Here is a 13961-nt window from a genome sequence, read left to right as displayed (position 1 = left end):
ACAATTTCAAAGGTATTCGTATTATTCGATATGAAATCTTAAAGAATATGAAAATGCGACAATTCACTTCTTTGTTTTTCTTTCTTCTGATATTCTCTGCTGGAAATCTCCACGCTCAGACTGAAAGTGCCATTTTGGGTGTCTGGTACAATACCGAAAAAGACGCCAAAGTTCAGATTGAAAAAAAAGGGGAAGCTTTTTATGGAAAGATAATCTGGCTGAAAGAACCCATCAGAGATGGTAAGCCCGTGGTGGATTCCAATAATTCGGACAGCAAACTTCAAAGCAGACCCATTTTGGGAATGACGATTCTGGAGGACTTAAAGTATTCCGGCGGAGCTTGGAAAAATGGTAAAATCTACGACCCCAAATCAGGTAATACCTATTCCTGTGAAGTCAAACTTACCAATAAAGGCTTATTGGAAGTGAAAGGATACATGGGTTTCTCTTTTATTGGGAGAACAGTCGAGTGGACTAAGGCGGAGTAAAACCAGCCCTTTTCCTACTCCTAATAAAAAGCAGCTAAAAGCTCACTTAATTGGCCAAATTCAATCAAGAAAGCGTCATGACCTGCTGAGGAATCGATTTCTTTGTATTGGCCTTTTTTGGCTTTTTTAGCGATAAACTGAGACTCCTCCGGCAAAAAAAGCCAGTCGGTATTGACCCCGATGGCCAATACCCTTGCTTCAATACTTTGAAGAGCGTCTTCGACTCCACGCCGACCTCTGCCCAAATCCTGACTGTCCATAGCCTTGGTCAAAGTCCAATAGGAGAGGGCATTGAATCGATTGGCTAATTTCTGTCCTTGATAGCGGAGATAAGAAGCAGCCCGAAAACCATCCAGTTTTTCTTCCGAATCCGATTGTTTTTTCTTCAGATCACTTGGATGTCGATAACTCAGCATGGCAATGGCTCTTGCTGCTTCCAATCCTTTTTTGCCGGAATCTGAGGTCTTGCTCCCCCAAGTGGAGTCGGATTCAATAGCCATTCTTTGAGCTTCATTAAATCCGATCACCCATGGGCTGGTTTTAGCCGTTGAGGCTAAAATGACTGCATTTTTTAGCTTCACACCTAATTCCACGGCCCACTCCAATGCTACCTGCCCTCCGAGGGACCCTCCAATCAAGGTATGGATTTGGTCAAGCTGGAGATGAATTCTCAATTTCTCCAAACTGGCAGCCAAATCTCTCGGAGTCAATTGGGGAAAATCATAGAAATAAGCATTTCCAGTTTCCGAATTGATACTAAGTGGATTGGTAGATCCATAGTTGCTTCCCAAAAGATTTGCACAAATGATAAAATACTCAGATGGATCAAAGAATTTCCCCTCCCCAATCAATCCTTCCCACCACTCTGCAGCATGAGAGTTGCCGGTTAAAGCGTGGACTACCCATATTACATTGGTCTTATTCTCATTAAGCTGACCATAAGTGGTATAGGCTAAATCGTAAGATTGAAATACTTGTCCAGATTCCAAGACAAGAGGTTCATCGCTGTGAAAGGTGTGATCAATCATTGTCAAATCCTCAGAAGAAAGGAGGAGATCCATCGGAATATTTAATTATAATTTGTCAAAAGCCTGCTGAAGGTCAGCTTTGATATCCTCAATATGCTCAATACCCAAGGAGAGTCTCAGCAAAGTAGGTGTCACCCCTGCGGCTACTTGCTCTTCATTGCTAAGCTGCTGATGGGTGGTGGCTGAAGGCTGGATGATCAGTGTTTTAGCGTCACCTACATTGGCCAAGTGGGAGATAAGCTCCAGATTATTGATAAAAGAAGAGGTGGACTCCTTGTCTCCTTTTAATTCAAAACTCAAAACTCCTCCAAACCCATTTTTAAGGTATTTTTTGGCCAAGGCATGATAAGGAGATGAGGGCAATCCTGGGTATTTTACTTTGGACACTTTGGGATGAGACTCTAGCCAAGAAGCGATTGCAAGGGCATTTTCGACCGTTCTTTGTACTCTAAGGGAAAGGGTTTCTATTCCCTGAAGCAAGAGAAAGGAGTTGAAAGGACTGATCGCCGGCCCAAAATCCCGCAAGCCTTCTACCCGAGCCCGGATAGCAAAGGCGATATTGGGAAGCCCAAGAGGATTGTTTTCTCCAAAAACCTCCCAAAAATTCAAGCCATGATAGCCTTCGGACGGCTCAGAAAATTGAGGGTACTTTCCATTTCCCCAATTGAAATTGCCGGCATCGACGATAATTCCGCCGATAGAGGTACCATGTCCTCCGATCCATTTGGTAGCAGACGAGGTCACAATATTCGCTCCATGCTCGATAGGTCGGAATAAATACCCTCCAGCACCAAACGTATTGTCTACAATCAGTGGGATTTCATGCTTTTTCGCCAGGGCAGCGATAGCTTCAAAATCAGGTATGTTGAATTCCGGATTTCCTATGGTTTCCAGATAGATGGCTTTAGTCTTTGCGTCGATCAGTTTTTCAAAAGCTTCTGGAGAATCACCTTTGGCAAATCTGGCTTCTATACCGATTCGCTTGAATGCTACTTTGAATTGGTTGTATGTGCCTCCATAAAGAAAAGAGGTGGAAACAAAGTTTTCACCGGCTTGAAGTATATTATTCAAAGCCAAAAACTGAGCTGCCTGACCAGAACTAGTGGCGACAGCAGCCACACCCCCTTCCAAGGCTGCGATTCTTTTTTCAAAGACATCCGTAGTGGGATTCATGATTCGGGTGTAAATATTTCCGAATTCCTTTAGGCCAAATAGATTGGCTCCATGTTCCGCACTGTTGAAGGTATAGGAAGTGGTCTGGTAGATGGGAACTGCCCGTGAATTGGTAGTCGGGTCAGGTGCTTGTCCAGCATGAAGCTGAAGGGTTTCAAATCGATAATTACTAGACATGGTTTATAGGATTAAAGGGTTAAAAGACAAGGAAAAGAATTGGCTGATGAATTAATAACAAAGCCAATTGGAACTGAAGGCAAAGCCAATAGGGATTCGGATCTTTCCAAAAAGGAAAAACTGCTTAGCCGAAAGTAATAGAGGGAGGAGTATTTGTTCATGCCGCAAGGAATTTATAGTTCCGAAGAAGACCCTCTTCTCCGGCAGGAATGGGCACCTTTCCACTTTGGAAGGTTGCCAGAGGGTCGTAGAGCCTGTCTCTCGCCTCTTCTTTATAAATCCCTGCACAAAAAGTGTAAGGATGTAGCAAATTAAACAGGGGATTTTGACAATCCCAAAAATAAGTCTCTAAATCAAAGGCAAAATCATAAAATCGTGTTCAGTTGATCATCTGAATAGCGAAAAATGGGATGAACATTTTCCAAGTCAGGGGCGATTTTTACCAGCTCTTTTACTTTTCCATCTTCCAAACCATAAGCCCAACCATAAACGTGCGGCGCTTGGCGTTCCTTCCAGGCTTTTTGAATAATGGACGTTTTGATCAGATCCTGACACTGTTCGATTACATTCAATTCTACCAGCCGATTGACTTGGGCTTTGTGATCCTTGATTGACTCTATTTCTTCTTGGTATAGCTTGTAGACTTCCTTGATATTTCTCAACCACTTATTAATCAAGCCATACGAATGATGGGAGATAGCAGCTTCGACACCCCCGCATCCATAGTGACCACAGATGATTACATACTCTACCTTTAATACTTCTACCGCATACTGAAGGACAGACAATAGATTCAAGTCTGTGTGAACGACCATATTGGCAATGTTTCGATGAACGAACACTTCTCCGGGATCAGTACCTGTAATCTCATTGGCGGGAACCCGGCTATCTGAACATCCAATCCAAAGAAACTTGGGCTTTTGCTGATTTGCCAGTCGCTTGAAAAAATCCTTGTCTGTTTGAATTTTCTCCTCGGACCAAGCTTTGTTTTGTAAAAGAAGTTTTTCGTAAGGATTCATAGGGATTTGGAAAGATGGTAATGATAGCCTTCTATGGTAATTTCTATGTTTTTGGAAGGACAGGACTGAATAAAATCATCCAGCACTTCCTTAATGTCATTATCTATAAACTGTGCCTTATTTGCATTTAAGATTACTTTTGCCCCATCCGGTATTTCACCAAGCTTTTTGACCAAAAATGCTTTATTTAAAAAAGATACATCTTTTTGGAGTTTGAGAAGGTAGTTTCCGTTGTGTTCAGTGATGGTGATGGCTCGCTGAAAATTGGTTTTGATCACAAAAAACAACCCGAAAACCATCCCGATGCCTATTCCAACCAGCAAATCAGTAAACAGAATGGCCAATACGGTGACCAAAAAAGGAATAAATTGATTTAAGCCTTTTTCAAAAATTTCAATAAAAATAGAAGGCTTCGCCAATTTGTATCCCACCACAAATAGAACGGCGGCAAGACAGCTTAGCGGGATTTTATTCAGAATCCCAGGAATGGATAATACCAATATCAAAAGTAAAAGCCCATGAAAAATTGCTGAAAGCTTGGTCTTGGCCCCGGAGGTGATATTTGCTGAGCTTCTTACGATTACTGCTGTGATAGGCAAGCCTCCAATGAGACCTGAGAGGGAATTCCCCACCCCTTGGGCTATGAGTTCCCGATTGGTGGGAGTAATCCGCTTTTGAGGATCCATTTTATCCGCAGCGTCTATACTAAGCAAAGTTTCTATACTTCCCACCACTGCCAAAGTGATTGCTACCACCCAAAATTCGGGTTTGACAAAAAGACCAAAATCAGGAAAAGTAAGAAGTCCTGATAATTCACTGATTGAATTTGCTTGAGGAATATTCACCAAATGCTCCCCGTCCAGCTTCCAACTGGGTTTCCAAATACCATAGGATTCATTGATGACTAAGCCTAAAATCACCACCCAAAGTGCACCGGGTATGATACCAAAGTATCGGTGATTTCTGATCTTGGGGTTTTCAAATAAAATCAGAATAAAAAGAGCAATCAATACAATAGGGATCGCGCCTGGGCTATGATATTGAATGGCATAACCAATCTCTGTGATTGTATTGTGCTGATCTGCCTGAAGAAAGGATTCATCCCCCATAGTGTCTTTATCGTAACCCAAGGCATGAGGAATTTGCTTTAAAATCAAGATCAGCCCGATGGCAGTCAGCATTCCTTTAATCACTGCATGTGGGAAAAAATAACCTAGGACTCCGGCTTTGGACAGGCCAAACAGAACCTGAATGAGTCCGGCAACCACTACTGCTGCCAAGAATAATTCAAAGGTGCCCAAAGTGGCGATTGAATCCAAGACAATCACTGTCAACCCTGCTGCGGGACCACTTACGCTGGTACCGGAACCGGAAATACTACCCACAACGATTCCTCCGATAATTCCTGCTATCAACCCCGAAATGGATGGAGCACCACTGGCTATAGCAATACCCAAGCAAAGTGGCAATGCCACCAAAAACACCACTAAGCTGGCTTTTAGATCACTTTTTAAATTTGAACTGAAAAAAGAGGTCATAAAATTGGGCTAGTCTGCTGGAAAGAATTTGTATAAGCTATAATTATGTTAAAAATAAGATTTTATAATTAATTGAAAATAGGCCCCTCCATTCTAGTCTGCTTATTTGACAAGTTTATCCAAGCTTCCCGTGATTTTTTCAAATTCAAAAGAAGCCATTTGCTGGTTCATTTGCTTCTGTATCTCTTCAAGGCACAGATTGCCAATGCTTCCTTCATGGGAATGATTGAGTGTGCTCTGATCAGGATGAAAATTGCCATCCTCAATATCCAAACCCACTTTTTTGTATGCATCCCTAAAAGGCATCCCCTGTAGCACCAGGTCATTGACTACTTCCACCGAAAAAAGATGCTTGAAAAACTGATTTTGGAGTATGCCCTGCTTTACTCGAATGGATTCAAGCATGAATGTGGTCATTTTCAAACACTCTCTTAAAGTGGCAATTCCAGGGAAAATTTCTTCCTTGAGCAGTTGCAGATCTCGGTGATAGCCTGTGCTCATATTGGTCAAAAGAAAACCCACCTTGACAGGGATTGCCTGGATTTGATTGGTTTTGGCACGAATCAGCTCAAAAACATCCGGATTTTTCTTGTGGGGCATGATGCTGCTACCCGTAGTGAGCTCATCGGGAAAAGAAATAAATCCAAAATGCTGATTCATGAAAAGGCACACATCTGTAGACAGGCGATTGAGTGTCCCTGCCAATCCACAAAGGGCAAATGAAAGGGTCCGTTCCGTTTTGCCTCGGGAATTTTGGGCATTGATCACATTATAATGCAAATCAGCGAAGCCCAACAGCTGAGTGGTCATGGTTCGGTCTAAAGGAAAGCTAGATCCATATCCTGCGGCTGAACCCAGAGGATTTTTATTACTCAGGTCAAAGGCCGTCTTAAGTAGGGCCATGTCTTCTGCCAAACCTTCTGCGAAAGAGCCAAACCACAATCCAAAAGAGGAAGGCATAGCCAGTTGAGTATGAGTATAACCTGGCATCAAGTCAGTCTTGTGCTTTTCAGCTAGTTGGATCAGCAATCGGAAAAGTTTTTGGGTTTCCTCAACCAATTCTTGGATGGCAGCCCGATAGAAAAGTTTCAAATCCACCAAAACCTGGTCATTTCTGCTGCGACCACTGTGTAATTTCTTTCCTACTTCCCCATATCGTTCAGTCAACAAGAATTCCACTTGGGAGTGAACATCTTCTACTCCAGGCGCTATTTCAAATTTTCCAGATTGAATTTCCTGATAGATTTCCTTTAGGCCTTTCTGAAGGATTTGGTTTTCCTCCTGTGAAATCAGTCCGATTTTGGCCAACATATGGGCATGGGCCATAGATCCCAACACGTCAAAAGGTGCCAAAATTATATCAAACTCGGGATCTCTACCAATGGTAAACTGCTCGACTTCTTTTTTGCTGTCGGTAGCTTTTTGCCAGATTTTCATGAGGTTATGGTTTTACTTTTGCGAAGCATCGCATAGTGATCAATAAGGTTAATATACCCGGAGATTCCTGCTTTAAGCTCATCTATATAGATAAACTCATCGGCTGTGTGGGATCGGGCGGAGTCTCCTGGACCAATTTTTACTGATGGATAAGGGATCAGTGCTTGGTCTGACAGGGTAGGACTCCCAAAAGTCTCCAAGTCCAAGGCATCAGCCACACGATACATTGGGTGGTTTTTGGGTAAGTGAGAAGACTGAAGTCTAAGGGAACGAGGAGTCAATTCTGCTTTCAGGAGTTCTCGAAGTTCCTCCAAAGCCTCCTCCAGGGTATAGGCATCCGTGACTCTTACATCCAGCACATATTCACAAAGGTCAGGTACCACATTGTGTTGTTGCCCTGCTTTGATGACAGTACAACTTACTTTGGTTCTGCCCAGAAACGGGGATGTTTTTGTGAATTGAAAGTTTCTGATTTCCTCCAGATCTTCCAAAGCCAGGTAAATCGCATTGATTCCTTCTTCTCGGGCAGCGTGTCCTGCTTTTCCATGGATTTTTGCATCGATGACCAAAAGTCCCTTTTCAGCTACTGCCAAACGCATCTGAGTGGGTTCGCCTACAATTGCCAATTCAGCAGATGGTAGGGTAGAAATCAGGGATTCGATTCCGCTTTTTCCAGAAATTTCCTCCTCTGCAGAGGCAATCAGGAGAAGATTAAAAGGGAGTTCTTTTTTGGAAAAATAAAGAAAGGTGGCAATCAGACAGGCCAAAGCTCCTCCAGCATCATTTGAGCCCAAACCATACAGCTTTCCATTTTCAATGGTCGGTGAAAATGGGTCGCGGGTATATCCCTGATTCGGTTTTACCGTGTCATGATGAGAATTGAGCCAAAGGGTAGGGAGGTCTTTATCATAGGGTTTGGCGTAGGCCCACACATTATTTCCTGTACGGGTAGGGATAATCCCTTCTGCCAGCAAAAAGGATTGGATAAGGTCAGCAGTTTTGTCTTCTTCCCGGGAAAACGAAGGAGTAGAAATCAGGCTTTTGAGCAACTCTAGCGCCTTGTCAAAGGCTAAATCCAAATCCTCCATCAGTACAAGTCGTAGCGGTGGCGTTCGATAATGGTCCCTGACAGTTTTCCTTTGGCTGCCAAAAGCAGATTTTCGGCTTTTCCGATCCACACATGGTGAACCCCTTTCTTTAGGGCCTCAAAAGCATTATCCAGCTTGGGGATCATCCCGGAGTGGATTACATTCTCTTTGCGCAGCTCAGTATAAATCTCCTCATTGATCAATGGGATGATGGAGTTTTCGTTTTTCTCATCTACCAAAACTCCGCTCTTGTTAAAGCAAAAATAAAGGTTGACATGGTGCTCTTTAGCAAGAGAAGTAGCCAAAGCCGAGGCAATGGAATCTGCATTGGTATTGAGGAGTTGACCGGACTTATCGTGTGTAATGGCACAGATAACAGGGTGAATTCCTCCTTCGAAAAGAGTATTCAAAAAATCAGTGTTCACCTTTTGAATATCCCCTACAAAGCCATAATCAATATTTTTTACCGGACGTTTTACAGATTGGATCAGATTGCCATCAGCTCCGGTAAGGCCAACTGCATTCACATTCAGTGCTTGGAGTTTAGCCACCATGTTTTTATTGATCAATCCGGCGTATACCATGGTGACGATATCAAGCGTGTCTTTGTCGGTGATTCGTCTACCGTCCACCATCTCAGGCATGACACCTAAGCTTTCTCCGAAGCGGGATGCCAAAACTCCTCCTCCGTGGACCAGGATTTTATGCCCTGGAAACTTGGAAAATAAAGTCAAAAACTCCTCCAGTTTGTCCGGGAAGTCGATGACGTTTCCTCCGATTTTGATGATGGATATCTTCATAGGCTTGAGAGTTGAAAAAGAGTATTATTCCAGGATTTTGCTCAACACAGCCTGGGCTGCGTAGATTCTATTTTCGGCTTGCTTTTGAACCAAGGATCTGGGGCTGTCGAGAATTTCATCCGAGAGTTCCAGATTTCTCCTAACGGGCAGGCAATGCATTACTTTTCCATGAGGTGCTTTTTTGAAATGATCTTCAGTCAGCATCCATCTTGAGTCTGTACTCAGGATTTTTCCATAGTCATTGAATGCCGACCAGTTTTTTACATACACAAAATCAGCATCTTCCAGGGCTTTGCTTTGGTCGTATTCGATGGTCGCACCTTTGGTAAATGACTCATGAAGCTCATATCCTTCCGGATGGGTAATTGTAAGTTCATGACCCATTCCCAATGACCATTCGGCAAAGCTGTTGGCCACTGCGTGGGGTATGGCCTTGATGTGCGGGCCCCAAGTGAGGACCACCTTGGGTTTCCTATTACCATTCAGATGTTCCTGAATGGTGATCTGATCTGCCAAACTCTGCAAAGGATGACGAGTGGCTGATTCAAGACTCACTACAGGTATTCCACTGTATTTTATAAACTGACCAAAAATAAAATCAGTCATATCTTCATCCTTGTTGGTCAGGGATGGAAATGCCCGGATAGCCAAAATGTCAAAATAGGATCCTAAAACTCCGGCTGCATCTTTGATGTGCTCCACGGTACCTTTATTCATTATGGCACCTTCCTGCATTTCCAAGGCCCATCCTTCCTTGTCCATATTTAGGACTATGGCTTCCATTCCTAAATTTTGTGCAGCAATCTGGGTAGAGACCCGGGTTCGGAGAGAGGGATTGAGAAAAATACAACCCACTCGCTTTCCCTGTCCTTTGGCTTGATCCAGTCGGGGCTGATTTTTATAAAGAAGCGCCAAGTCAATCAATTCCTGACCTAACTCTCTGGATTCAAATTGGGTAAAATACTTCATGGGGTTGGGGCAATTAATCCTATTTGGATTTAAGCGTTAAGGACTTCTTTCAAAGCGGTTAAAAACGAATTTAATTGATTCCATTCTACTGACAAAGGAGGCAGCAGGCGAATCGTCTGCTTTCCTGCCGCAGAACCGGTGAAAATCCGGTGTTTTTTCACCAATTTTGATCTCACTGGGCCTGCATCCCGATCCAGATCGATTCCGATCATCAATCCTTTCCCTCTTACTTCTTGGATTTGGGGAATCTGCTTCAACTCTTCGATCAGGCGGTCTCCCAATTCCAAGGCCTTTTCCTGCAAGTTTTCTTTTTCCAAAACCTCCAAAACAGCCAAGCCGGCAGCACAGGCCAAATGATTCCCCCCGAAAGTGGTCCCAAGCAGTCCATAACTTGCCTTGAACTCAGGTGAAATCAAAAGGCCACCGATTGGAAAACCATTTCCCATTCCTTTGGCCATGGTAATGAAGTCAGGCATCAATCCATCCACCCACTGATGGGCAAAAAAGCGGCCTGTTCGGCTGTAGCCTGATTGAACCTCATCCAAAATCAATTTGGCACCATAGGATTTGGCCAAAGAGGCAATTCCATTCAGAAAAGTAGGTTCGGGAACTTGGATTCCCCCAACTCCCTGAATTCCTTCGATAATTATCCCTGCGATGGTTCCTGTTTTCAAGGCTTTTTCCACCGCTTCCAAATCTCCCCAAGGCAGGATGTAAAAATCTTCCCTTGCATTGGCTGGAGCGATGATTTTGGGATTGTCAGTGAGGGCTACTGCTCCGGATGTCCTTCCATGAAAAGCTCCAGAGAATGCCACAAACCCGGATTTTCCAGTGACAAAGGAGGCCATCTTGATCGCGTTTTCATTGGCTTCTGCTCCGGAATTGACCAAGAAGAGCTGATAGTCATGGAGGCAGGAAAGATGTCCGAGCTTTTGTGCCAATTCCTTTTGGATTGGAATCTCAACTGAGTTGGAATAAAACGCGATTTTGTCCAACTGGTCTTTGATTCGCTTCACATAATGCGGATGGGTGTGGCCTATGGAAATCACCGCATGACCTCCGTAAAGGTCTAAATATTCTTGCCCCTGATCGTCCCAAAGCCGACAGCCTTCGGCACGGTCAATGGTGACAGGAATGAGGGGATATACGTCGAAAAGATTCATTGATATTTACGATTTACGATTTTTTCTATTTCGGATTTGAGATTTCGGATTTCGGAAAACCCGACATCATATATCCGAAATCCGAAATTAAAATGCGATTGACTTCAAATTGAGTCCCAACTTCTCATCCAGCCCAAATGCCAAATTGAAGTTTTGAACAGCCTGTCCTGAGGCTCCTTTGAGTAGATTATCTATAGCGGAGTAGATGACCAATTGACCTGCTTCTTTCTGGACATAAAGAATGCACTTATTTGTATTCACAGCCTGCTTTAGATCAATATCCTGAGTGGATATGAAAGTAAAAGCCGCATCCTTATAGAACGCCTGATAAGTTTTTACTGCCTCTTCCTCACTTCCTTCGAAAGGAAAATAGGCAGTTACCCAGATACCTCGTGAGAAATTTCCTCGGTAGGGGACAAAGAGCAACTCTGACCCAAAGTCAGGATTTAATTGCCTGAATGTCTGCTTGATTTCCTTAAGGTGCTGATGGGTAAAAAGCTTATACACCGACATATTCCCTGTTCGATAGCTGAAGTGGGAGGTTTCGGCTAGTTTTTTCCCAGCACCAGTTGATCCGGTAATTCCTGAAATATGAACCTGATTTTTAATCCAACCTTTAGCTATAGCAGGAGCCAAGGCCAATTGGATTCCTGTAGCGAAGCAGCCCGGATTGGCAATGCGCTTGGCGGTTTTGATCTTTTCGGAATTGACTTCTGGTAGACCGTAAACAAATCCATTGGATTCATCACGGAAATCTGAAGAAAGATCGATGATGACCGTATCAGGGGAGAAAGGATGAGCTTCCAAAAAGCCCTTGGTCTCCCCATGAGGCAAGCCCAAAAACACAGCATCGACCTCAGTTGGAACCTCATCAGTAAAAATTAAATCACAGTCTCCGATTAAATCAGGATGAGATTCAATGACTTTTTTTCCCTTTTGGCTATTGGAGTGCACACAGACCAATTCAACCTCCGGATGATGTACCAAAATCCGAAGGAGTTCGCCTCCGGTATAGCCTGCTGCCCCGATGACCGCTGTTTTGATCTTAGTCATCGCTGTTGACTTTATGGAAAATTGCAGTTTGGTTACCCAGGATTCGGGTAAATCCTTTCACGTCTTCTCCCGTGTAGCCTTTGTTCATTTCTCCATAGCTTCCAAATTTGGAAGACATCAGATCGTGCTTGGACGTAATTCCCAATAATGTAAATCGGTAAGGCTGAAGCAATACCCGAACATCTCCGGAGACAAATTCCTGAGTGGATGAAAGGAAAGCTTCCAGATTTCTCATCACTGGATCAAGGTAATGTCCTTCATGCAGGTGATTTCCGTAAAACTCAGCCTGTTGATTTTTCCAGAACATCTGCCACTTGGTCAAGGTATGCTTTTCCAGCAGTTGATGAGCTTTGATAATGATAATAGGTGCAGCAGCTTCAAATCCCACTCGACCTTTGATACCGATTATCGTATCACCCACGTGGATGTCACGACCGATTCCATAAGGCGCTGCCAATTCTTGCACTTTTAAGGTGGCATCGACAGGATTAGCATAGCTCAGGCCATTTACACCTTTCAATTCTCCTTGAACAAAAGTCAATTTGATTTCTTTGGGCTCGTGTTCAGTGATTTGAGTAGGCCAAGCCTCTTCCGGTAGGTATTCTGAAGAAGTCAGGGTTTCTTTTCCACCAACAGATGTACCCCAAATCCCCTTGTTGATGGAATAAGCTGCCTTCTCAAAATTCATGGATACCCCATGTTTTTTCAGGTATTCGATTTCTTCCTGACGGGAAAGTTTAAGGTCCCGAATAGGAGTGATGATTTCGATATCAGGAACTATGGTTTGGAAAATCATATCAAAACGGACTTGATCATTTCCGGCACCTGTAGAACCATGAGCAACTGCTTTTGCACCTATGGATTTGGCATATTCTGCGAGGGATTTGGCTTGTACGATACGCTCAGCAGAAACGGAAAGGGGATAAGTGGCGTTTTTAAGCACATTTCCGAAAACCAAGTATTTAATCACCGACTCGTAGTAATAATCTACTACGTCTAATATTGTAAAAGAGGAAACTCCTAGCGATTTTGCCCTTGCTTCGATAGTCTTTAGTTCTTCAGCAGAAAATCCACCCGTATTGACAATGGCTGCATGTACTTCATAGCCCAAATCTTTGGTCAAATGCAAGGCACAAAACGTGGTATCCAAGCCCCCACTGTAGGCTAAAACAACTTTTTTCATGGAGTTTAGTAGGTTTGTCCCATCTCGGGATGATTGATTAAAGGAAAATACTTTTTACGCCGTCTTTGGATTTATTCAGACGAAGCATGATAAATTTTTTGAGTCGGACCCATCGGTCAAACAGCTTGATTTCTTTTTTGAAATTTTCGCGAAGTGCCAGTTCTTCCGTATGATTTTTCTTGGCATTGGGATCGTAAAGCATGGCGGTACAGAGGCAATTCTGCTTGTTTTTAGCCATCAGGATTTCATAGTTGACGCAGCTTTGGCAACCTTTCCAAAATTCCTGATCATCAGTCAAATCCGAATAGGAAACCGGAATATAGCCCAGTTCAGAATTGATTTTCATTACTGCTGCTCCGGTCGTCAAGCCAAAGATTTTGGATTCAGGATATTTCTTTCGACTAAGCTTGAATATCTCCTGCTTGATTTTGCGGGCAAGGCCGTATTTGCGAAATTGAGGTGCTACAATCAAGCCGGAATTGGCCACATACTTTCCGTGGCCCCAAGCTTCAATATAGCAGAATCCCGCCCAAATGCCATCAGAAGTAAGTGCAATGACAGCTTTGCCTTCTTCCATTTTGGTTTCCACGTAGGCAGGAGTACGTTTAGCGATCCCTGTACCTCTGGCTTTAGCAGAGTTTTCCATTTCCTCAGTGATCTGAGTGGAATAAACCTTGTGAGAGGGTTCAGCAACTACGATTTTGAAAGAGATATCTTCCATGGACATGAATAAATTGATTCTGTCTCTTGGTAGAGCGCAGGATAAGTAGGTTAAGTAAGGACAGGAAACAAAAGGGTCGAGATGCGTTTTCCGCGTAGGAAAACAAACTATAGCGCAGGGTTAC

13 protein-coding genes and 1 riboswitch are annotated in these 13961 nt (G+C 43.4%); of the genes, 1 reads left to right on the top strand and 12 read right to left on the bottom strand.

From position 1 onward, the window contains the following. The first annotated feature begins 47 nt into the window (after window positions 1–47). Entirely contained in the window at window positions 48–488 is a 441-nt protein-coding gene (locus AAA942_RS02780; RefSeq protein WP_338218707.1) for a DUF2147 domain-containing protein, read from the top strand. 20 nt (window positions 489–508) lie between these two features. Here AAA942_RS02780 and AAA942_RS02775 read toward each other — a convergent pair whose 3' ends face one another. The 12 genes from AAA942_RS02775 to AAA942_RS02720 form a co-directional block, all read right to left on the bottom strand. Then, window positions 509–1549, bottom strand: coding sequence for a homoserine O-acetyltransferase family protein (locus tag AAA942_RS02775; RefSeq protein WP_338218706.1), 1041 nt, complete (start codon window positions 1547–1549; stop codon window positions 509–511). 12 nt (window positions 1550–1561) lie between these two features. Next, entirely contained in the window at window positions 1562–2866 is a 1305-nt protein-coding gene (locus AAA942_RS02770) for an O-acetylhomoserine aminocarboxypropyltransferase/cysteine synthase family protein (RefSeq protein WP_338218705.1), read from the bottom strand. A gap of 170 nt (window positions 2867–3036) precedes the next feature. Continuing rightward, window positions 3037–3147: riboswitch (SAM riboswitch) on the bottom strand. Between the two features lie 84 nt (window positions 3148–3231). After that, window positions 3232–3885: a carbonic anhydrase gene (locus AAA942_RS02765; RefSeq protein ID WP_338218704.1), complete on the bottom strand. Its 654-nt coding sequence runs from the start codon at window positions 3883–3885 to the stop codon at window positions 3232–3234. Continuing rightward, complete coding sequence (locus tag AAA942_RS02760; RefSeq protein WP_338218703.1) at window positions 3882–5423, bottom strand: SulP family inorganic anion transporter; 1542 nt, start codon at window positions 5421–5423, stop codon at window positions 3882–3884. Before AAA942_RS02760 ends, AAA942_RS02765 begins: the two co-directional genes overlap by 4 nt. A gap of 102 nt (window positions 5424–5525) precedes the next feature. Then, window positions 5526–6860 carry an argininosuccinate lyase gene (argH, locus tag AAA942_RS02755; RefSeq protein WP_338218702.1) on the bottom strand — a complete coding sequence of 445 codons (1335 nt, stop codon included), beginning with the start codon at window positions 6858–6860 and terminating at the stop codon, window positions 5526–5528. Next, complete coding sequence (locus AAA942_RS02750; RefSeq protein ID WP_338218701.1) at window positions 6857–7948, bottom strand: M20/M25/M40 family metallo-hydrolase; 1092 nt, start codon at window positions 7946–7948, stop codon at window positions 6857–6859. The genes argH and AAA942_RS02750 overlap by 4 nt, the downstream gene beginning before the upstream one ends. Further along, complete coding sequence (gene argB / locus AAA942_RS02745; protein WP_338218700.1) at window positions 7948–8748, bottom strand: acetylglutamate kinase; 801 nt, start codon at window positions 8746–8748, stop codon at window positions 7948–7950. The genes AAA942_RS02750 and argB overlap by 1 nt, the downstream gene beginning before the upstream one ends. Window positions 8749–8772: 24 nt before the next feature. Continuing rightward, window positions 8773–9717, bottom strand: a complete 945-nt coding sequence (locus AAA942_RS02740; RefSeq protein ID WP_338218699.1) for an acetylornithine carbamoyltransferase — start codon at window positions 9715–9717, stop codon at window positions 8773–8775. Between the two features lie 29 nt (window positions 9718–9746). Beyond that, window positions 9747–10880 carry an aspartate aminotransferase family protein gene (locus AAA942_RS02735; protein ID WP_338218698.1) on the bottom strand — a complete coding sequence of 378 codons (1134 nt, stop codon included), beginning with the start codon at window positions 10878–10880 and terminating at the stop codon, window positions 9747–9749. A gap of 87 nt (window positions 10881–10967) precedes the next feature. Then, a complete protein-coding gene (gene argC / locus AAA942_RS02730) occupies window positions 10968–11933 on the bottom strand; it encodes an N-acetyl-gamma-glutamyl-phosphate reductase (protein WP_338218697.1) in 966 nt (321 codons plus the stop codon). Then, entirely contained in the window at window positions 11926–13116 is a 1191-nt protein-coding gene (locus AAA942_RS02725; protein ID WP_338218696.1) for an argininosuccinate synthase, read from the bottom strand. Before AAA942_RS02725 ends, argC begins: the two co-directional genes overlap by 8 nt. A 37-nt stretch (window positions 13117–13153) precedes the next feature. Further along, window positions 13154–13837, bottom strand: a complete 684-nt coding sequence (locus AAA942_RS02720; RefSeq protein ID WP_338218695.1) for a GNAT family N-acetyltransferase — start codon at window positions 13835–13837, stop codon at window positions 13154–13156. Window positions 13838–13961 lie beyond the last annotated feature (124 nt).

Source organism: Algoriphagus sp. oki45 (assembly GCF_036245605.1).
Taxonomy (GTDB): Bacteria; Bacteroidota; Bacteroidia; order Cytophagales; family Cyclobacteriaceae; genus Algoriphagus.
The sequence above is the reverse complement of the archived record's forward strand: the minus strand, read 5'-3'. Positions and strand labels throughout refer to the sequence as shown.

What these genes read in the sequence shown, in the direction of transcription:
- AAA942_RS02725 (WP_338218696.1), bottom strand. Translation starts at nt 13,116, where the DNA reads ATGAAAAAAGTTGTTTTAGCCTACAGTGGGGGCTTGGATACCACGTTT.
- AAA942_RS02740 (WP_338218699.1), bottom strand. Translation starts at nt 9,717, where the DNA reads ATGAAGTATTTTACCCAATTTGAATCCAGAGAGTTAGGTCAGGAATTG.
- AAA942_RS02750 (WP_338218701.1), bottom strand. Translation starts at nt 7,948, where the DNA reads ATGGAGGATTTGGATTTAGCCTTTGACAAGGCGCTAGAGTTGCTCAAA.
- argB (WP_338218700.1), bottom strand. Translation starts at nt 8,748, where the DNA reads ATGAAGATATCCATCATCAAAATCGGAGGAAACGTCATCGACTTCCCG.
- AAA942_RS02780 (WP_338218707.1), top strand. Translation starts at nt 48, where the DNA reads ATGAAAATGCGACAATTCACTTCTTTGTTTTTCTTTCTTCTGATATTC.
- AAA942_RS02720 (WP_338218695.1), bottom strand. Translation starts at nt 13,837, where the DNA reads ATGGAAGATATCTCTTTCAAAATCGTAGTTGCTGAACCCTCTCACAAG.
- AAA942_RS02775 (WP_338218706.1), bottom strand. Translation starts at nt 1,549, where the DNA reads ATGGATCTCCTCCTTTCTTCTGAGGATTTGACAATGATTGATCACACC.
- AAA942_RS02735 (WP_338218698.1), bottom strand. Translation starts at nt 10,880, where the DNA reads ATGAATCTTTTCGACGTATATCCCCTCATTCCTGTCACCATTGACCGT.
- argH (WP_338218702.1), bottom strand. Translation starts at nt 6,860, where the DNA reads ATGAAAATCTGGCAAAAAGCTACCGACAGCAAAAAAGAAGTCGAGCAG.
- AAA942_RS02760 (WP_338218703.1), bottom strand. Translation starts at nt 5,423, where the DNA reads ATGACCTCTTTTTTCAGTTCAAATTTAAAAAGTGATCTAAAAGCCAGC.
- AAA942_RS02765 (WP_338218704.1), bottom strand. Translation starts at nt 3,885, where the DNA reads ATGAATCCTTACGAAAAACTTCTTTTACAAAACAAAGCTTGGTCCGAG.
- AAA942_RS02770 (WP_338218705.1), bottom strand. Translation starts at nt 2,866, where the DNA reads ATGTCTAGTAATTATCGATTTGAAACCCTTCAGCTTCATGCTGGACAA.
- argC (WP_338218697.1), bottom strand. Translation starts at nt 11,933, where the DNA reads ATGACTAAGATCAAAACAGCGGTCATCGGGGCAGCAGGCTATACCGGA.